The sequence below is a fragment of the Pantoea sp. SM3640 genome (assembly GCF_015654165.1).
GTDB lineage: Bacteria > Pseudomonadota > Gammaproteobacteria > Enterobacterales > Enterobacteriaceae > Pantoea > Pantoea vagans.
Genome location: NZ_CP064872.1, coordinates 2,864,762 through 2,884,681, shown reverse-complemented (window position 1 = coordinate 2,884,681; position 19,920 = coordinate 2,864,762). Strand labels below are relative to the sequence as shown.

The 19,920-nt window shown below is 52.6% G+C and carries 16 protein-coding genes; 8 read left to right on the top strand and 8 right to left on the bottom strand.

Translation table 11 applies throughout. From position 1 onward, the window contains the following. Positions 1-131 precede the first annotated feature (131 nt). On the top strand, positions 132-623 hold the full coding sequence (locus IV493_RS13510; protein WP_195857281.1) for a YajQ family cyclic di-GMP-binding protein: 492 nt from the start codon (positions 132-134) through the stop codon (positions 621-623). 754 nt (positions 624-1,377) lie between these two features. Here IV493_RS13510 and IV493_RS13505 read toward each other — a convergent pair. The 8 genes from IV493_RS13505 to IV493_RS13470 all read right to left on the bottom strand — a co-directional run bounded on the left by IV493_RS13505 (position 1,378) and on the right by IV493_RS13470 (position 10,206). Further along, positions 1,378-2,742, bottom strand: coding sequence for an MFS transporter (locus IV493_RS13505; RefSeq protein ID WP_033782162.1), 1,365 nt, complete (start codon positions 2,740-2,742; stop codon positions 1,378-1,380). A 132-nt stretch (positions 2,743-2,874) separates the two neighbouring features. Further along, positions 2,875-3,762 carry a heme o synthase gene (gene cyoE / locus IV493_RS13500; RefSeq protein WP_010255394.1) on the bottom strand — a complete coding sequence of 296 codons (888 nt, stop codon included), beginning with the start codon at positions 3,760-3,762 and terminating at the stop codon, positions 2,875-2,877. A gap of 13 nt (positions 3,763-3,775) precedes the next feature. Next, on the bottom strand, positions 3,776-4,105 hold the full coding sequence (locus IV493_RS13495; protein ID WP_008924889.1) for a cytochrome o ubiquinol oxidase subunit IV: 330 nt from the start codon (positions 4,103-4,105) through the stop codon (positions 3,776-3,778). Continuing rightward, positions 4,105-4,722 carry a cytochrome o ubiquinol oxidase subunit III gene (locus tag IV493_RS13490; protein ID WP_009091720.1) on the bottom strand — a complete coding sequence of 206 codons (618 nt, stop codon included), beginning with the start codon at positions 4,720-4,722 and terminating at the stop codon, positions 4,105-4,107. The genes IV493_RS13495 and IV493_RS13490 overlap by 1 nt, the downstream gene beginning before the upstream one ends. Continuing rightward, a complete protein-coding gene (gene cyoB, locus IV493_RS13485) occupies positions 4,722-6,704 on the bottom strand; it encodes a cytochrome o ubiquinol oxidase subunit I (RefSeq protein ID WP_013356988.1) in 1,983 nt (660 codons plus the stop codon). Before cyoB ends, IV493_RS13490 begins: the two co-directional genes overlap by 1 nt. A 4-nt stretch (positions 6,705-6,708) precedes the next feature. Further along, entirely contained in the window at positions 6,709-7,635 is a 927-nt protein-coding gene (gene cyoA / locus IV493_RS13480; protein WP_033731758.1) for a cytochrome o ubiquinol oxidase subunit II, read from the bottom strand. Positions 7,636-8,079: 444 nt separating this feature from the next. Further along, positions 8,080-9,570: a muropeptide MFS transporter AmpG gene (gene ampG, locus IV493_RS13475; protein WP_195857280.1), complete on the bottom strand. Its 1,491-nt coding sequence runs from the start codon at positions 9,568-9,570 to the stop codon at positions 8,080-8,082. Between the two features lie 57 nt (positions 9,571-9,627). Further along, positions 9,628-10,206, bottom strand: a complete 579-nt coding sequence (locus IV493_RS13470; RefSeq protein ID WP_013356991.1) for a lipoprotein — start codon at positions 10,204-10,206, stop codon at positions 9,628-9,630. Positions 10,207-10,492: 286 nt separating this feature from the next. Here IV493_RS13470 and bolA point away from each other — a divergent pair, with 286 nt between their 5' ends. The 7 genes from bolA (at position 10,493) to ppiD (ending at position 19,915) form a co-directional block, all read left to right on the top strand. Further along, complete coding sequence (bolA, locus tag IV493_RS13465) at positions 10,493-10,807, top strand: transcriptional regulator BolA (protein WP_033731761.1); 315 nt, start codon at positions 10,493-10,495, stop codon at positions 10,805-10,807. A 293-nt stretch (positions 10,808-11,100) separates the two neighbouring features. Continuing rightward, positions 11,101-12,405, top strand: a complete 1,305-nt coding sequence (gene tig, locus IV493_RS13460) for a trigger factor (protein ID WP_110331458.1) — start codon at positions 11,101-11,103, stop codon at positions 12,403-12,405. Positions 12,406-12,740: 335 nt separating this feature from the next. Next, positions 12,741-13,364: an ATP-dependent Clp endopeptidase proteolytic subunit ClpP gene (clpP, locus tag IV493_RS13455; protein ID WP_010255410.1), complete on the top strand. Its 624-nt coding sequence runs from the start codon at positions 12,741-12,743 to the stop codon at positions 13,362-13,364. Between the two features lie 135 nt (positions 13,365-13,499). Then, positions 13,500-14,771 (top strand): ATP-dependent protease ATP-binding subunit ClpX, encoded by a 1,272-nt coding sequence (gene clpX, locus IV493_RS13450; protein WP_003850494.1) that lies wholly within the window; start codon positions 13,500-13,502, stop codon positions 14,769-14,771. A gap of 186 nt (positions 14,772-14,957) precedes the next feature. Beyond that, positions 14,958-17,312 (top strand): endopeptidase La, encoded by a 2,355-nt coding sequence (lon, locus tag IV493_RS13445; RefSeq protein WP_003850493.1) that lies wholly within the window; start codon positions 14,958-14,960, stop codon positions 17,310-17,312. A 214-nt stretch (positions 17,313-17,526) separates the two neighbouring features. Next, complete coding sequence (gene hupB, locus IV493_RS13440; protein ID WP_033731763.1) at positions 17,527-17,799, top strand: nucleoid-associated protein HU-beta; 273 nt, start codon at positions 17,527-17,529, stop codon at positions 17,797-17,799. Between the two features lie 247 nt (positions 17,800-18,046). Continuing rightward, positions 18,047-19,915, top strand: a complete 1,869-nt coding sequence (ppiD, locus tag IV493_RS13435) for a peptidylprolyl isomerase (protein ID WP_013356996.1) — start codon at positions 18,047-18,049, stop codon at positions 19,913-19,915. Positions 19,916-19,920: the final 5 nt, after the last annotated feature.

Here is a 19,920-nt window from a genome sequence, read left to right as displayed (position 1 = left end):
CCTCCCGCTGGCGGGCTATCCATCTGTTATTTACTGTCACACCTACATTATAGCGTTGTGTGCAGCCTGATTTTATTTAGCACCTTAAGACGCGTATTATGCATGTCACTTTAGCGTCAGGAGAAGAAGAGATGCCATCTTTCGATATCGTTTCAGAAGTCGATCTGCAGGAAATTCGCAATGCGGTGGAGAATGCTAACCGTGAAGTGTCTACCCGCTTCGATTTCCGCAACGTGAGCGCCGAGTTCGAGCTCAACGAAAAGAATGAAACCATCAAGATCACCAGCGAGTCTGATTTCCAGGTTAAGCAGCTGGTCGATATTTTGCGTGAGAAGTTGCTGAAGCGCAGGATTGAAGGCGGAGCCTTAGAGGTGCCGGAAGAGATCGAGCACAGCGGCAAAAGCTGGGCGGTCGATGCCAAACTGAAGAAAGGCATTGAGAGCGACGTGGCGAAGAAGCTGGTGAAGCTGATTAAAGACAGCAAGCTTAAAGTGCAGACCCAGATTCAGGGTGAAGCATTGCGTGTGACCGGCAAGGCGCGTGATGATTTGCAGGGTGCGATGGCGATCGTGCGCGGCAGCAATCTGGGCCAGCCGTTCCAGTTTAAAAACTTCCGCGATTAAGTGGGGGAGGCTGAATTTTCAGCATGAATGCAGTGATAAAAAACCCGGATCAGGCCGGGTTTTTTGTTATTAATAGGGGATATTACTTTGAAAATGTCTAGCGTATAGAGCAGGTTAGGAGTTGCGGCGTCTGCAAGATCGTGTACCGGCTCAGGGAGCCAGTGCCTTATGCAAAGACACAACAGCGCCATCCATGGCGGGCTCAGCGCGGGCGATTACGCACCTCATCCCTGGGGTGCGCCCGTTGCCGGGCCAACGCTTTGCATTGTTCAAAAACGCCTGGCGTTTTTAGTACGTACCTCATCCCTGAGGTGCGCCCGTAGCCGGACCAACGCGCTGCGTTGTTCAAAAACGCTTCCGGCGTTTTTAGTACGTACCTCATCCCTGAGGTGCGCCCGTAGCCGGGCCAACGCGTTGCGTTGTTCAAAAACGCTCCCGGCGTTTTTGTCCCTGCCCGCGATGCTTTGCTACAGGCACAGGCTCCCATCGCTTTAAGCTGGTTAGTGGTCTGTAAGAAGGATTGCGCGGGTTGATATTTATTCAGAAACTTAAATGCGGGTGAACCTGGCAGCAGCGCAAAAGCTCAGGAGCGCAGGGAACAGGGTCAGAGGAGGAAAGCGTCCCGCGCCAGGACGGCGCGGGCCGAGCGTGCCATGGATGGCGGCTTTTGCGACTTTCCGATCTGACCCTGTTCCCTGAGCCAGCTCGATCCTGAAGCGAAACGAGCGGAAGTTGTCGCGAAAATTTTCTTAAACTAGCAACTCCCCAGCAGCGCTTCCAGCTCAGGGCGGCTGGTGACCTTACTATCAATTTTGATATACGCGCTTTTCTCTTCCGGCACGATAAACACGGAATTAACGCCCTTCTGCGCCTTCAGACGCTGCTCCAGATTCGGCACAGCCAGTGCGGCATCACTCAGGACGATGCGCAGGCTACTGACATAAGGCGGCTCCTGCATCGTCATGCTGACAAACAGCCAGGCCGCTGCCACCATCGCGCCCACCAGGAACACGGTCTGCGCATCGAAATGACCAAACACCCAGCCACCCATGCTGCCGCCAACGGCCACGCCCAGGAACTGGCTGGTGGAATAAATCCCCATCGCCGTGCCTTTGTAGCCTGCGGGTGACTCTTTACTGATCAGCGAAGGCAGAATGGCTTCCATCAGATTAAAGGCGAAGAAGAAGAGCTGAACACCCACTACCAGCGTCCAGAAGTGGCCTTCTGCACCCCACAGCACGATCTCCGCAATCACAATCATCCCGACGCAGCCGACAAACACGCGCTTCATACGGCGCTTCACTTCGGCATAGATGATGAACGGGACTACGCCCGCAAAGGCGATCAGCATAGTAGAGAGATAGACTTTCCAGTGCTCGGGGGCCGGGAATCCAGCCTGTTCAAACTGCCCAGGCAACGCGACAAAGCTCGACATCAGCAGAACGTGCAGGCAGAAAATCCCGATGTTGAGCTTTACCAGACGCGGGTTAGCCATCACTTTGCGGAAGCTGCCTTTCACCATGCCTGATTCACGGTTCAGGACATGATGGGAGGCGGATGGCACTACCAGCAGGGTGATCACGATTCCCAGTGACGCCAGAATCGCAATCATCCAGAACAGCGCATGCAGACCCAATGCATGAGTCACAACCGGGCCGACCACCATCGCAATCGCGAAGGTCACGCCAAAACTGATGCCGATAAAGGCCATCGCTTTGGTGCGGTTCTGCTCACGGGTTAAGTCTGATAACAGCGCCATCACCGCAGCCGCAATCGCGCCCGAGCCCTGCAGTGCACGGCCCAGAATAATGCCCCAGATGGAGTCGGTGCAGGCTGCGATAACGCTGCCCAGAACAAACAGCAGCAGTCCGCCAACGATCAACGGCTTGCGGCCGATGCGATCAGAGAGCAGACCAAAAGGAATCTGAAATATCGCCTGAGCAAGGCCATAGATGCCAATCGCCAGACCAATTAAGGTTTCACTCGCGCCCTGTAATGCCATGCCATAAGTGGTCAGTACCGGCAGGACCATAAACATCCCAAGCATACGCAGGGAAAAGACCGTACCGAGGCCCCATGTGGCGCGCAGCTCCACCGGAGTCATTTTATTATCGTTCATTCCAACCTCTGTTAATGTGCTGCATTTATTCTAGGGGGCGGGGCAGGGCGGGTAAAACAATAGTTTTTAAGCAGTGGTAACAAAAAGAAAGGGCGCGAAAATCGCGCCCTTTTCATGCTGTATCGGTGCCGGTTACCAGACGTAGGTCAGCAGATCCTTCGAAGCCGGAGCCATCGAATCTACCGACATCATCACGCTCAGCGCGGTAATAGTCACGATAGAGAAGACAAACAGCTTACGCGCCCAGACACGGTCATCTGCGGTTTTGTAACCCGATAACGCCATGCCCAGCCACCAGACGCTGACCGCAGCGGCCACCACCAGATATTTGTAGCCCGCGTAACCGCCCAGCGTCAGCATCAGCGTGGCAATCATAAACGCCAGAATATAGAGCGTAATATGATTCTTCGCGACGGAAATGCCTTTCACCACCGGCAGAACCGGGATGTTCGCTGCCTGGTAATCTTTAAAGCGGAAGATAGCAATCGCGTACGAATGCGGCATCTGCCACAGGCTAAAGATCGCCAGAAGGATCAACGCGCCAGCATCAAACTGGTTAGAGACGGCGCAGTAGCCGATAACCGGCGGCGCAGCACCCGACAGACTGCCAATCAGCGTTCCGTAAACGGAATTACGCTTCATGTACAGACTGTAGATGCCCACGTACACTACGAAGCCCATCACCGCCAGCCACATGGCCAGCGGATTAGCACCGAAGTAGAGCAACGCAAAGCCAGCAATACCCAGCACAGTGGCATAAACCAGGCTTACTTTCGCGGAGATAAGGCCTTTTACCAGCACCCGATTCCTGGTTCTCTCCATCTTGATGTCGATGTCGCGGTCAATCACGTTGTTGAAAACACAACCCGATGCAACCACCAGTGACACGCCCACCAGGGTGATGAGAAACAGGGCGTAATCCGTGTTGCCTTTGGAGGCCAACAGGAATCCGCCGATCACAGAAATTAAATTCCCGAAAATAATTCCTGGTTTTGTAACTTGCAGGTATTGCTTAAACATTACGCGTGACTCTTTAGTGAGGCATCATGTTGTAGTTGAGGTTCCACATGATCCACAGTGAGCCTACTACGACAATCAGGATGATGATGGCCGAGAAAACAATGGCTACCATGTTCCAGCCACCCTCAGATTTGCTGTCTAAATGCAGGAAGTACACCAGGTGAACCAGCACCTGAATGACCGCACACACCAGAACAACACCGAGGATAGTACCGTGAGATGCACTGCCATCCATCACCATCCAGAACGGGATTGCCGTCAGGATGATAGAGAGGATGAAGCCGATCATGTAGGACTTCACGCTACCGTGTGAAGCGCCATGTTCGTTAACAGAATGACTCATTACATGGCTCCCATCAGGTAAACAACGGTGAAGACGCAAATCCAGACCACGTCCAGGAAGTGCCAGAACAGGCTCAGACACATGATACGGGTGCGGTTAGTCGCGTTCAGGCCACGTTTGGAAATCTGGAACATCAGAACCAGCATCCAGATCAGACCGGAGGTCACGTGCAGACCGTGGGTACCGACCAGCGTAAAGAAGCCTGACAGGAAGCCACTGCGATCCGGACCAAAGCCTTCAGCAATCAGGTGATGGAATTCATAGATTTCCATACCGATGAAGCCCAGACCAAACAGGAAGGTCAGCGCCAGCCAGCCGATAACGGCACCTTTTTGCTCCTTGTTCATGGAGATAACAGCCATGCCGTAAGTGATCGAACTCAACAGCAGCAGGGCGGTTTCTACCAGAACAAACGGCAGCTCAAAGATATCTTTACCTGCCGGGCCACCGGCAGTGTTGTTGACCATGACGGCATAGGTCGCAAACAGGGTTGCGAAGATAATGCAGTCACTCATCAGGTAGATCCAGAAGCCAAAGACTTTATTGGCTCCTGCATCGTGATGCCCATGCTCCGCATGGGCGTCGTGGTGATGTTTAATCAGAGTTTCAGTTGACATTATTTCAGACCTGCTTTGCTGATTTCGTCAAAGTGCTGGTTCTCAATCTTCTGAACTTCGGCAACCGGAACGTAGTAATCCACGTCTTCGTCGAAGCTCTTCACGATCCAGGTAACGATCATGCCGAGGAATGAAAGACCCGCCATCCACCAGATATGCCAGATCAGCGCGAAGCCCATCACAGTAGCGAATGCGCAGATGACGATTGCCGCACCACTGTTTTTCGGCATATGAATCTCTTCATACGATGCCGGCTGTTTGTACGCTTCGCCTTTCTCTTTCATTTCCCAGAACGCATCACGCTCATGGACATGTGGGATCACAGCAAAGTTATAGAACGGAGGTGGTGAAGAGGTTGCCCACTCCAGCGTACGACCGCCCCACGGGTCACCTGTCACATCACGGTTCTGGTCGCGGTCACGTACCGAGACGTAGAACATGGTCAGCTGACACAGGATACCCAGTGCAATCAGACCTGCACCGACCGCAGCAACCACCAGAAGAGGGTGGAACTGTGGATCGATATCCTGGCTCAGACGACGGGTCATACCCATGAAGCCCAGTGCGTACAGCGGCATAAAGGCAACGAAGAAGCCAATGATCCAGAACCAGAATGCGCGCTTACCCCAGGTTTCGTTCAGGGTGAAGCCGAAGGCTTTCGGGAACCAGTAGGTCACGCCCGCCATACAACCGAAGACCACACCACCGATGATTACGTTGTGGAAGTGTGCAATCAGGAACAGGCTGTTGTGCAGAATGAAGTCAGCGCCCGGAACGGCCAGCAGTACGCCGGTCATACCCCCTACAGAGAAGGTTACCAGGAAGCCAACGGTCCACAACATGGCAGAGTGCATCTGAATGCGGCCCTGATACATGGTGAACAGCCAGTTAAAGATTTTAACCCCGGTCGGAATCGCGATGATCATCGTCATGATACCGAAGAAGGCGTTAACGTTGGCACCCGCACCCATGGTGAAGAAGTGGTGCAACCAGACGATGAACGACAGCACGGTAATGGCGATAGTCGCCCATACCAGCGAGGTATAACCAAACAGACGTTTTTTGGAGAAGGTCGCGGTAATTTCTGCGAACACACCAAACACCGGCAGTACCAGGATATACACTTCCGGATGGCCCCAGACCCAGATCAGGTTGACGTACATCATCATGTTCCCGCCCATTTCATTGGTGAAGAAATGGAAGCCGAGATAACGATCAAGGGTCAACAGCGCCAGTGTCACGGTCAGAACCGGGAACGCAGCGATGATCAGGACGTTGGTGCACAGCGCGGTCCAGGTAAAGACCGGCATTTTGAACAGGCTCATGCCCGGTGCGCGCATCTTCAGGATGGTCACGAAGAAGTTAATACCGGTTAAGGTCGTACCAATACCTGAGAGCTGAAGGCTCCAGATCCAGTAATCGACCCCGACGCCGGGACTGTACTCCGCGCCGGAGAGTGGCGGATAAGCCAGCCAGCCGGTCTGTGCGAACTCGCCCACACCCAGAGACAGGTTAACCAGGATCACACCGACCGCAGTAAACCAGAAGCTCAGGTTGTTCAGGAACGGGAACGCAACGTCACGTGCACCAATCTGCAACGGAACGGCGATGTTCATCAGGCCAACCACGAAAGGCATCGCCACGAAGAAGATCATAATCACGCCGTGCGCGGTAAAGATCTGGTCGTAGTGGTGCGGTGGCAGAATGCCCGCTTCACCGGCCGAAGCCATCACCTGCTGGGTACGCATCATAATGGCATCTGCGAAGCCACGAATCAGCATGACGAACGCCATGATGATATACATGATACCCAGGCGTTTGTGGTCAACTGACGTCAGCCATTCAGACCACAGATATTTCCACTTACCAAAATAGGTGAGCGCAGCGACCAGCGCAGCACCACCTATCAGGATAGCGGCAACCGTAACCATGATAATCGGCTCATGATACGGCACTGCATCAAGTGTTAATTTTCCTAACATCGTATTATTCCTCGGCTCCCGCGGAAGCGGCGTGACTCATGTCCATACCTTCATGCTGTGGCATGTCCATTTTCCCGTGGCTCATCCTGAACTTGTCCATAACCTGCATGAAAAGTTTCGGATCAGCTGAAGAGAAATATTCCACCGGATGATTTTCGCTTGGCACAGCCACTTTCTCGAAATCTTCCATGGTGGTCAGCGTGTTAGGGGCTGCTTTGACTTTAGCCACCCACTGCTGGAATTCCGCATCGTCTTTGGTTGCAATGGCTTTAAACTTCATGCCAGAGAAACCGCGACCACTGAAGTTCGCAGAGATACCGTCGAAAGTGCCTGGTTCATTCGCAATCAGATGCAGTTTGGTCTGCATACCCGCCATCGCATAAATCTGGCTGCCGAGTGTTGGAATGAAGAAAGAGTTCATGACGGAGTTAGAGGTGATTTTAAAGTTCACCGGAGTATTTGCCGGGAAGGCAATCTGGTTCACGGTCGCAATACCCTGTTCCGGATAAATGAACAACCATTTCCAGTCCAGTGCAACCACATCGATCTCAACCGGTTTCACATCAGATTGCAGCGGTTTGCTGGGCTCCAGTGCGTGGGTTGATTTCCAGGTCAGTACGCTGAGGAAGAGAATGATCAGGATCGGAATGGTCCAGACCACGGCTTCAACCTTGTTAGAGTGTGACCAGTTAGGGCTGTACTTCGCATTCGTGTTGGACGCCCGATACTTCCAGGCAAACACCACGGCCATCAGGACTGCGGGAATCACGACGATCAACATCAGGCCAAAGGCAGTCAGTATCAGCGAACGTTGCTCCAGTGCAATCTGTCCTTTGGGATTTAACAATGCACTATCGCAGCCACTCATTAATAAAGTGCCTGCAATTAATGACAAAATCCCCAAACTTTTATTGTATTTACTGAGTCTCATTTAACGACCTCAATGACAAAGGGCTCTATTGTCGTTTAAGTGTGCGCGCATTTTACGGGAAGGTTTATGCAGTGTAAACCAGCTTAAGGATGTGTCAGATACGTGTTGACACCTTTTGCTAAGGGTGTCACAGATGTTGCGCCAGGTGACAAATAATTAACGCAGACAAGCAGTTGGCATCAATATAACAAAAACCGATGGAAGTAACCGTAAAAAAATCAGGGAAAGGAATAACCCTTACTTTTAACTCCCAAATATTTAACAAGTCTGCATCATTTGCGCGATGAAATTTAACTAAAGTAATTGCTAACCGGTTTTTAGTATTTCCGCTACGCCTCCTCAGGATCTATTCTTATTTTTTAAAAATAACACGCGATGATAAATGACGGCGACTTATCCGGACGTCACAAAATAAGCCGCAGCCCGTTAACCTATCGATTTCACTTAAGCATCTGACGCGGGCAACACCGGCGTTCTCTTCAGTGCCCTGTAATCCAGCAACACCCCGACAAGCACCGCCAGCAGAGAGAGGCTCATGCCCAGCTCAAACAGGCGAGTCAGTAGCGGTGCCAGCGCAGTCAGTCCCAGTGCATTCAGTGCCAGCGCGACCAGCCAGAGAGCCAGCACGCCGCAACCGGCTGCAAACAGACGATTAGTCCAGCGATAGCCATGAGGATAGTAGCTTCGTGTGAGGAAATTGCCACTCTGCTCGACCTGATTAAGCGTCTGGCGGCAAAAAGCCAGCAGCACCAGGCCCGGCACACCCGCGATCACCGTGAAAGCATAAAAAGTTGGCCAGCCCCAGAGTTCTACCAGCCAGCCCGCTGCGGGGCCGACATAGACCCGGCCCACTGCGGAGAGCGCCGATAACAGGGCAAACTGGGTAGCTGAGAACGATTTATTGCACAGCGTCATTAACAACGCGACAAAGGCCGCGGTGCCCATGCCGCCGCAGAGGTTTTCGACAAAGACTGCGCTGGCCATGCTCCACAACTGTTTGTCGGTCACCGCCAGCAGCCAGTAACCAAAGTTTGAAACCGCCTGCAGCACGCCGAAAATCAGCAGCGCCCGGAACAGACTCAGGCGCTGCATCAGTACGCCGCCATAAAGCGCCCCGATAATGGTCGCCAGCAGACCCAGCGTCTTATTAACCAGGCCGACGTCACCGGCATTGAACCCGACGCCGCGGATCAGAAAAGTGGTGGTCAGCGAGGCGGCAAAGGCATCGCCCAGCTTGTAGAGAATAATCAGCGTAATGAGTAGCCAGGCGTTGTTGCGCTGAAAGAAATCTTTCAACGGGTCGACAACTGCCTCTCGCAGTGAATGCGGGGTGGAAGTGCGCGTGTCCGGCTCGCTCGCCATCAGCGTGGCAATAATGCCTGGCACCATCATCAGTGCCATCAGCCAGTAGGTCGCCTGCCAGCCCAGATAGCGGTCAGCCAGCCACAGCGCCAGCCCGCCTGAAATCAGCATCGCCAGCCGATAGCCCAGCACGGTAATGGCTGCGCCGCTGCCACGCTCTTCAGGTGGCAGAATATCGGTTTTCCAGGCGTCAAAAACGATGTCCTGTGAGGCGGAGCAGAAAGCGATCAGCACTGCCAGCGCCGCCATCAGGGTCAGATCGCGGCCTGGCTGCAGAAATCCCATCGCGACAATCCCGCCCATCAGCGCCAGCTGACTCAGCAGTAACCAGCCGCGACGCCGGCCGAGAAACGGCGGCGTATAGCGGTCCATCATCGGCGACCAGAGAAATTTAAAGACATAGGCCTGGCCGACCAGTGAAAAGAAGCCGATAGTTTTCAGATCGACATTTTCCACCGTCATCCACGCCTGCAACGTACCCGAAGTCAGTGCCAGTGGCAGTCCGGAAGCAAAACCAAGGAGCAGCAGTACGGCGGCGTTTTTCTGGCTGAAGAGGCGAAGATAGTGGTTCATGCGGATCCTGCAGATAACAAAAAGCCCTGCACGAGGCAGGGCAGAGGTGAGACGGTATTAACGGGCGTTCTGCTTGATGAAGTCGTTAACGCTGGTGTCCTGTGCCATATCCGCGATTACATCGCTCATGGTGGCGTTGACCGCGTTAGTGATCTTCTGGTTATTAGCGTTGAACGCGCCTTCTACGCTGTAAGTCTGGCGGTAGTTTTTAACCTGCTTGTTGCCGTTTTTGGCGGTCGCGATGATAGAGATGTCCGCTTTAGTGGTGATGCTGTAGCGCACATTGCCCTGCGTCACGTCAGCGTAGAGATTGTTAACCACAATCTGCAGATCGACCGCGCCATCAGGACCAATCATATAACCACGTGCGGTCATCTGCTTCTCCAGCACTTCCTGCAGCAGGAAACGGAGATCGCGCGATGGCGTCAGGGTCACTAACTGACCATCACGGTTAACTTTTGCCAGCGCCTGATCTTTACGCTGGTCGGCACCATTGATGCTCACAGTCACGCCCATCAAGCCCGGATCCTGCTGCGGCAGCTGAATTTTAGGCTGGATAGTGAGGGTATTATTGCTGGTTGCACAGCCGGCTAAAATGAACGCAGCCAACAGTGGGAATAACAGTTTTTTCAACATACTTTTTCTCGTGGGTGTCAGGGGGTTGGTTTGCAAAAACTGCGGCCATCATAGCATTGCCCGGCAGTGAAAAAAGCCCTGCTACGGGTGAAATTGTCTCTGAAACCGTTTTAAGCCTCTTCTCTGACAGGCTGGTTTGCTGATGGTTTCGACTGCGTTATGATACCTGCCGGAAGCGGGCTGACATAAAATGCAATATTTAGCGTCCGCCGGCGGGTAAGCGCACTAAAAGCGACTAAGATTGAATAAGATGGGGCACCGCGCTCGCCATTGAGGAGTAATAGCCATGATCCGCGAACAAATAGAAGAAAAGCTGCGTGTGGCGTTTCAACCAGCTCATCTGGAAGTGCATGACGAAAGTTACCGGCACAACGTGCCTGCCGGATCGGAAAGTCACTTCAAAGTGGTTATTGTCAGCGACTGCTTTGCAGGCCAGCGCTTCCTGGCGCGTCATCGTCTGATTTATAGTGAACTGGCGGCTGAATTAGCGGGCAGTGTCCATGCCTTAGCCCTGCATACTTATACCCTGAAAGAGTGGGAAGGGTTGCAGGATACCGTTCTGGCTTCACCTAACTGTCGTGGTGCCGGAAGTCTCGCCTGATTTCCCTTCTCTGAAACGGCCTGCTGGCCGTTTTTTCTGTGATTTAGCGAAAAACGCGATCCCTGGCTCAAAAAAGCAGCAAACCTGCTGAAAAGTGGTGAGTTAGCGTCCTCGACTCATTCCAGCGATGCCGCTATAATGCTGCGTCTATTTTTCCGGAATGTCTTCGGGACGCTTCTGGTAACAGGGATCAGGTTCTCTTCACGGAAGCCGTCCCGGTTGTTGGATACGGCGCATTTCACGATGTGTGGTGTCTGAAGTTGACCGAGCACGTGATTTTTTGAGGTAACAAGATGCAAGTTTCTGTAGAGACCACTCAGGGCCTGGGCCGTCGCATTACGATTACTGTTGCAGCTGACAGCATCGAAAGCGCAGTAAAAAAAGAACTGGTTGACGTTGCCAGGAAAGTTCGCATCGATGGTTTCCGTAAAGGCAAAGTGCCGATGAACATCGTAGCGCAGCGTTACGGCGCTTCTGTCCGTCAGGACGTGCTGGGCGAGCTGATGACGCGCAACTTTGTTGACGCCATCATCAAAGAAAAAATTAATCCGGCTGGCGCACCAAACTACGTGCCAGGCGAATACAAAGAAGGTCAGGATTTTACCTACGCGGTTGAATTCGAAGTTTATCCGGAAGTTGAGCTGAAAGGCCTGGAAAACATCGAAGTTGAAAAACCTGTCGTTGAAGTGACTGATGCTGACGTTGATACCATGCTGGATACCCTGCGTAAGCAGCAGGCCAACTGGATCGAAAGCGACGCAGCTGCAGGCCCGGAAGATCGTGCAACTATCGATTTCAACGGTTCTGTTGACGGCGAAGAGTTCGAAGGCGGCAAAGCCACTGATTTCGTTCTGGCCATGGGCCAGGGCCGCATGATCCCAGGCTTTGAAGAAGGCGTTGTGGGCCACAAAGCGGGCGAAACGTTCACTATCGACGTGAAATTCCCGGACGACTATCACGCAGAAACCCTGAAAGGGAAAGATGCGAAATTCGAGATCGTGCTGAAGAAAGTTGAAACGCGTGAGCTGCCAGAGCTGACTGAAGAGTTCATCAAACGTTTCGGCGTTGAAGATGGTTCAGTTGCCGGTCTGCGTACTGAAGTGCGTAAGAACATGGATCGCGAGCTGAAAGGCGCTATCCGTAACCGCATCAAAACTCAGGCTATCGACGGCCTGGTTGAAGCGAACGAAATCGACGTGCCAGCTGCGCTGGTTGACAGCGAAATCGACGTTCTGCGTCGTCAGGCTGCACAGCGTTTCGGCGGCAACGAACAGCAGGCGCTGGAACTGCCACGCGAACTGTTTGAAGAGCAGGCTAAACGCCGTGTTGTTGTCGGTCTGCTGCTGGGCGAAGTGATTCGTACCCACGAGCTGAAAGCTGACGAAGCGCGCGTTAACACCATGATCGAAGAGATGGCTTCTGCGTATGAAGATCCGAAAGAAGTTATCGAGTTCTACAGCAAGAATAACGAGCTGATGAACAACATGCGCAACGTCGCGCTGGAAGAGCAAGCGGTTGAAGCGGTCCTGGCGAAAGCTAAAGTGACCGAGAAAGAGACCAACTTCCAGGAACTGATGAATCAGACCGCTCAGGCCTGATCACGCAGTTAACCGTCTGTGCTAAGCCCGTGACTGAAAAGTCGCGGGCTTTTTTGTGTTTTGCGTACAGAACGCGACTCTTCGCCGCTATTTGCTTAATTAATCGGCAAATTATTCACGCATCGCTTTTTCCGGGTTAGCGAACAGGGAAAAGATTGTTATGCTTGAAACATGCGTGCAGCATCCCCAGATAGTGGGAGTATGCAGAATGAAGAGTGAGGCTGGCTGATTAACCGTCCTGAAGGTGTCGGAAAAGGTGCGACGTGGAGTTTCCCGCGCGTCTTACGTAGAATCGGTACAGAATGTTGCCAATGAAATTTATCCAGGAGACGGTAATGTCATACAGTGGCGATCGTGAATATACTGCACCGCACAATGCGCTGGTGCCAATGGTGGTTGAACAAACTTCGCGTGGTGAGCGTTCTTACGACATCTACTCCCGTCTGCTTAAAGAGCGCGTTATCTTTCTGACTGGCCAGGTTGAAGACCACATGGCGAATCTGATCGTGGCGCAGATGCTGTTTCTGGAAGCTGAGAACCCGGAAAAAGATATCTATCTTTACATCAACTCGCCAGGCGGTGTGATCACGGCCGGTATGTCGATTTACGACACCATGAAATTTATCAAACCGGATGTCAGCACTATCTGTATGGGACAGGCCTGTTCAATGGGTGCGTTCCTGCTGACAGCGGGCACCAAAGGCAAGCGTTTCTGTCTGCCAAACTCGCGCGTGATGATCCACCAGCCGCTGGGCGGCTATCAGGGCCAGGCGTCAGACATTGAAATCCATGCGCGTGAAATCCTCAAAGTTAAACAGCGTATGAATGAGCTGATGGCTGAGCACACCGGTAAAACGCTGGAAGAGATTGAGCGTGATACCGAGCGTGACCGTTTCCTCTCTGCAAATGAAGCGGTAGAGTATGGATTAGTCGATTCAATTCTGACGCATCGCCAATAAGACCCCGACTTACCGTTGTCCCTGGTCTATAGTTAAAAGGACAACGGTACTATTATGGGTTGAATGAATTTCGGCCGTCCCTGTACGGCCTGAGCCGTACGCGGGTATGGCCTGAGAACAAGAAGAGGTTAACTGATGACAGATAAGCGCAAAGACGGTTCAGGAAAGTTGCTGTACTGCTCTTTTTGCGGCAAAAGCCAGCATGAAGTGCGTAAGCTGATTGCCGGGCCGTCAGTGTATATCTGCGATGAGTGTGTTGACCTGTGCAACGACATCATTCGCGAAGAGATTAAAGAAGTTGCCCCGCATCGTGAACGCAGTGCGTTGCCAACCCCACATGAAATTCGCCATCACCTCGATGATTATGTTATCGGTCAGGAAAGAGCGAAGAAAGTGCTGGCGGTTGCGGTTTATAACCACTACAAGCGTCTGCGTAACGGCGATACCAGCAATGGCATCGAACTGGGCAAAAGTAACATTCTGCTGATCGGCCCGACCGGTAGTGGTAAAACGCTGCTGGCAGAAACGCTGGCGCGCCTGCTGGATGTGCCATTCACTATGGCTGACGCCACCACGCTGACTGAAGCCGGTTACGTGGGTGAAGACGTTGAAAACATCATCCAGAAACTGCTGCAGAAATGTGACTACGACGTACAGAAAGCACAGCGCGGCATCGTCTACATCGATGAAATCGACAAAATCTCACGTAAGTCAGATAACCCGTCGATTACACGTGATGTGTCAGGCGAAGGTGTACAGCAGGCTCTGCTTAAACTGATTGAAGGCACCGTGGCTGCTGTTCCGCCGCAGGGTGGACGTAAGCATCCGCAGCAGGAATTTTTGCAGGTTGATACCTCGAAAATTCTGTTTATCTGCGGCGGCGCATTTGCCGGCCTGGATAAAGTGATCTCCCAGCGTGTGGAAACCGGATCCGGTATTGGCTTCGGCGCTACCGTAAAAGGGAAGTCGCAGAAAGCCAGCGAAGGCGAACTGCTGTCACAGTGTGAACCTGAAGATTTGATCAAGTTTGGTCTGATCCCTGAGTTTATCGGTCGTCTGCCTGTGGTCGCAACGTTGAGTGAACTGAGCGAAGAAGCACTGATTCAGATTCTGCGTGAGCCGAAAAACGCCCTGACAAAACAGTACCAGGCGCTGTTTAACCTGGAAGGCGTTGAGCTGGAGTTCCGTGACGAGGCATTAACCGCCATTGCTAAGAAAGCGATGTCACGTAAAACCGGTGCGCGTGGTCTGCGTTCTATTGTTGAAGGCGCGTTGCTGGAAACCATGTATGACCTGCCTTCCATGGATGACGTGGAAAAAGTAGTGATTGATGAATCAGTTATTGAAGGTCAGTCTGAGCCCATGCTGATCTACGGCAAGCATGAAGCGCAGGCATCTGGCGAATAATTAAACAGATCGTCCATGTTGTTCTATTAAAAAAGGGGAAAATGTTTCCCCTTTTGCTTTTCTCGCCTCTGTGACGTTGAATGTCGGACAATCATCCCCATATACTCAGATACCTGTGGGTTTAACTGCATACCTGCCTGATGCGGTTCCCATCACCTGGCGGACATTAAACAAAGAGAGAGCTCTATGAATCCTGAGCGTTCTGAACGCATTGAAATCCCCGTGTTGCCGCTGCGCGACGTGGTGGTTTATCCGCACATGGTAATTCCGTTGTTTGTTGGCCGGGAAAAATCAATTCGGTGCCTTGAAGCCGCAATGGATCATGATAAAAAAATCATGCTGGTCGCACAGAAAGAGGCTTCAACGGATGAACCTGGCATTAACGATCTCTTTTCAGTAGGGACCGTTGCTTCAGTATTGCAAATGCTGAAACTGCCGGATGGCACGGTCAAAGTCCTGGTGGAAGGTTTACAGCGCGCCCATATTACGACGCTGGCCGACAACGGTGACCATTTTGTGGCACAAGCTGAATATCTGGTTTCGCCAGAGATTGAAGAGCGCGAGCAGGAAGTGCTGGTGCGTACGGCGATCAATCAGTTTGAAGGCTACATCAAACTCAATAAAAAGATCCCACCCGAGGTTTTAACCTCACTGAATAACATTGACGATGCGGCCCGCCTTGCCGACACCGTTGCAGCACATATGCCACTGAAACTGGCAGACAAACAGTCTGTGCTGGAGATGTCCGACGTCAATGAGCGTCTGGAATATCTGATGGCGATGATGGAATCTGAAATCGATCTGCTGCAGGTTGAGAAGCGTATTCGCAACCGTGTTAAGAAGCAGATGGAGAAGAGCCAGCGTGAGTACTATCTGAATGAGCAGATGAAGGCGATTCAGAAAGAGCTGGGCGAGATGGACGATGCGCCTGACGAGTATGAAGCGTTAAAACGCAAAATCGACGCGGCAAAGATGCCGGAAGAAGCGCGTGAAAAAGCAGAAGCTGAGCTGCAGAAGCTGAAAATGATGTCCCCGATGTCCGCAGAAGCGACCGTGGTTCGCGGCTACATCGACTGGATGGTGCAGGTTCCGTGGAACGCGCGTAGCAAAGTGAAGAAAGATCTGCGTAAAGCGCAGGAGACCCTGGATACTGACCATTACGGCCTGGAGCGCGTGAAGGATCGTATTCTTGAGTATCTTGCGGTTCAGAGTCGCGTCAGCAAGATCAAAGGGCCGATTCTGTGCCTGGTCGGACCGCCAGGGGTAGGTAAAACCTCTCTGGGACAGTCGATTGCCAAAGCGACCGGACGTAAATATGTGCGTATGGCGCTGGGTGGCGTGCGTGATGAAGCGGAAATCCGTGGTCACCGTCGTACCTACATCGGCTCCATGCCGGGTAAACTCATCCAGAAAATGGCGAAAGTCGGGGTTAAAAACCCGCTGTTCCTGCTGGATGAGATCGACAAAATGTCTTCGGACATGCGCGGAGACCCGGCTTCAGCGCTGCTGGAAGTGCTGGATCCAGAGCAGAACATTGCGTTCAACGACCACTATCTGGAAGTCGACTACGACCTCTCTGATGTGATGTTCGTGGCAACATCGAACTCAATGAATATCCCGGCACCGCTGCTGGACCGTATGGAAGTGATTCGTCTGTCGGGTTACACCGAAGATGAGAAACTGAATATCGCTAAGCAGCATCTGCTGACCAAGCAGATTGAACGCAACGCCCTGAAAGCCAGTGAAATTACGGTTGAAGATAGCGCGATTGTCGGCATTATCCGTTACTACACCCGTGAAGCCGGCGTGCGTAGCCTTGAGCGTGAGCTGTCGAAATTGTGCCGTAAAGCGGTGAAATCACTGCTGATGGACAAGACGAAAAAGCACATCACCATCAATGGTGAAAACCTCAAGGACTTCCTGGGCGTACAGCGCTTCGACTATGGTCGTGCTGACAGTGAAAACCGGGTGGGTCAGGTCACCGGCCTGGCGTGGACGGAAGTGGGCGGCGATCTGCTGACCATTGAAACTGCATGCGTACCGGGTAAAGGCAAGCTGACTTACACCGGTTCTCTGGGCGAAGTGATGCAGGAGTCGATTCAGGCTGCGCTGACCGTGGTGCGTGCCCGTGCCGAGAAGCTGGGCATTAATGGTGACTTCTACGAAAAACGTGATATTCACGTTCACGTGCCAGAAGGCGCCACACCGAAAGATGGTCCAAGTGCGGGTATCGCAATGTGTACCGCGCTGGTCTCCTGTCTGACCGGTAACCCGGTGCGTGCGGATGTCGCTATGACCGGTGAGATTACCCTGCGTGGTCAGGTTCTGCCGATTGGCGGTCTGAAAGAGAAACTGCTGGCAGCACACCGTGGTGGCATTAAAACCGTGCTGATCCCGGACGACAACAAGCGTGATTTGGAAGAGATTCCACAGAACGTGATTGCCGATCTGGAGATCCATCCGGTGAAACGCATTGAAGAGGTGCTGAATCTGGCACTGGAAAATGCGCCTTATGGCATGCAGGTCGCAACAGCAAAATAGTGATTAACGGCATAAACCGTTAAAAAGCGGAGCTGGCAAGGCAATTGGCGCTTGCCAGCTTTTTTTTGTGCCGCTAATTTAGGTGGCTGTCGGGGCGACGTTCTCAGAGAAATTCCGTTGTTTCGGCTCCACAGGCTTGATATAACTTGCTGCGCGTTCGTACCCGGCCGGAAGCCCGGTACGATGTGAAATAATAAAAGAGGGGATGAAGAGAGTGAATAAGTCACAATTGATCGACAAAATTGCTGCCGATGCTGATATTTCCAAAGCTGCAGCAGGACGTGTTTTAGATGCATTTATGGGCTCAGTTTCAGATGCGCTGAAAGAGGGTGATGAAGTGGCTCTGGTGGGTTTCGGCACATTCTCTGTGCGTGACCGCGCTGCACGTACCGGCCGCAATCCGCAAACCGGTAAAGAGATCACCATCCCGGCTGGTAAAGTACCCGGTTTCCGTGCTGGTAAAGCATTGAAAGACGCTGTCAATTAATAACAACGAATAGATTCATTGACGCATTTTCTTCAGTGGATTAGAGGACGATTAACCCGTTCTCATGTAACATACGGGCACATCAATGAGATGTGCCTTTTTTGTTTTAACCGGTGAGAATCGGGCCGTAAGATGGACCTGGACCGGATTGAGACTGCCAGCTAAGCCAGCAGTTGCGTGAGTCGCCAGCCAGTGGCGAATTGCGACCGAGCTTTACATTCACACTACAGCGGAGTGTTGCCATACCATGATGGACAATTTACGCGCGGCGTCGAACCATGTCGTGCTCAAGATTATTCTGGGACTGATTATCGTCTCTTTTGTGCTGACAGGCGTTGGCAACTATCTGATTGGCGGCAATAACGACTATGCGGCCAAAGTTAACGGTCAGGAGATAAGCCGGGGACAGCTGGAGCAGGCGTTTAACAGCGAACGCAGTCGCCAGCAGCAGATGCTGGGTGACCAGTTCTCGCAGCTGGCCAGCAACGATGGCTTCATGCAGCAGATGCGTCAGCAGGCGCTGTCGCAGTTGATCGACCAGGCGCTGCTCGACAGCTACATCAAAGAGCTTCATCTCAGCATCAGTGACGATCAGGTTAAGCAGGCTATCTTCAATCAGCAGGCTTTCCAGACCAACGGCAAATTCGACAATGCTAAATATCTGGCGCTGATCGGCAATATGGGTTTCAGCGCCGACCAGTATGCTGAAGCGCTGCGCAAGCAACTCTCCAATCAGCAGTTGATCAATGCGGTGGCGAACACAGACTTCACGCTGAAAGGCGAAGCCAGCAAACTGGTGGACCTGGTTTCACAGCAACGTGATATTCGTCAGGCGACGCTGGACGTTAATGCCCTGATGGCGAAACAAACCGTCACCGACGACGAAATCAGTCAGTACTATCAGCAGCATAAAACCAGCTTTATGGCGCCGGAACAGTTCCGCGTCAGCTACATCCTGATGGATGCCGCCAGCATGCAGCAGGATGCCAGCGAAGCAGATATTCAGGCCTGGTACGACCAACATAAAGCAGACTATTCGCAACCACAGCGTAATCGCTACAGCGTTATTCAGACCAAAACGGAAGCGGATGCCAATGCGGTACTGGCTCAGCTGAAAGGTGGCGCTAACTTCGCGGATGTGGCGAAAGCCAAATCAATCGACCCCATCTCTGCGCGTAAGGGCGGTGATATGGGCTGGCTGGAACCGTCAACCACCCCGGATGAGCTGAAAAATGCGGGTCTGACTGAGAAAGGCCAGATGTCAGGCGTGATCAAATCGTCAGTGGGCTTCCTGGTGGTTCGTCTCGACGATATTCAGCCAGAGCAGGTTAAACCACTGGATGAGGTTCGCAGCGCTGTTGCAGCGAAAGTGAAGCAGGAGAAGGGCGTTGATGCCTTCTACAAACTGCAGCAGAAAGTCAGTGAAGCAGCCAGCAATGACAATGAGTCACTGGCGGGTGCCGAGCAGGCTTCGGGTCTGAAAGCGAAAGAGACCGGCTGGTTCAGTCAGGACACACTGCCAGACGCACTTAACTTCGATGCGGTGAAGCAGGCGATCTTTAACGGTGGTCTGGTGGGTCAGAACGGTGCGCCGGGTAACAACTCCGATATTATCACCGTCGATGGCGACCGTGCCTTTGTACTGCGTATCAGCGAGCACAAACCGGAAGCGGTAAAACCGCTGGAGCAGGTGAAGGCGCAGATTACGGATACGCTTAAGCATGACAAAGCGACACAGCAGGCTAAAGCCCAGGCCGATAAACTGCTGACCGACCTCAAAGCGGGCAAGCTGGACGCACTGACTGCAGCAGGCCTGACACTGAGCGTCAGCAAAACCGTTGATCGCAATGCACAGGATCCGGTGGCACAGGCCGCCTTTAACCTGCCTCAGCCTGCTGATAATAAGCCTTCATGGGGTGTCAGCGAAGATATGCAGGGCAATGTGGTGCTGGTGGCGGTAGATAAAGTTAAAACCGGCAGCATGCCGCAGGCGCAGATTGACGAAATGGTCAAAGGCGTTACGCAGAATAATGCGCAGCTGACGTTTGAAGCCCTACTGCAAAACCTGCGTAAAGAGGCCAAAATCAAGTACGGCGCTGCCGCACAAATGCAGTAAGCCTC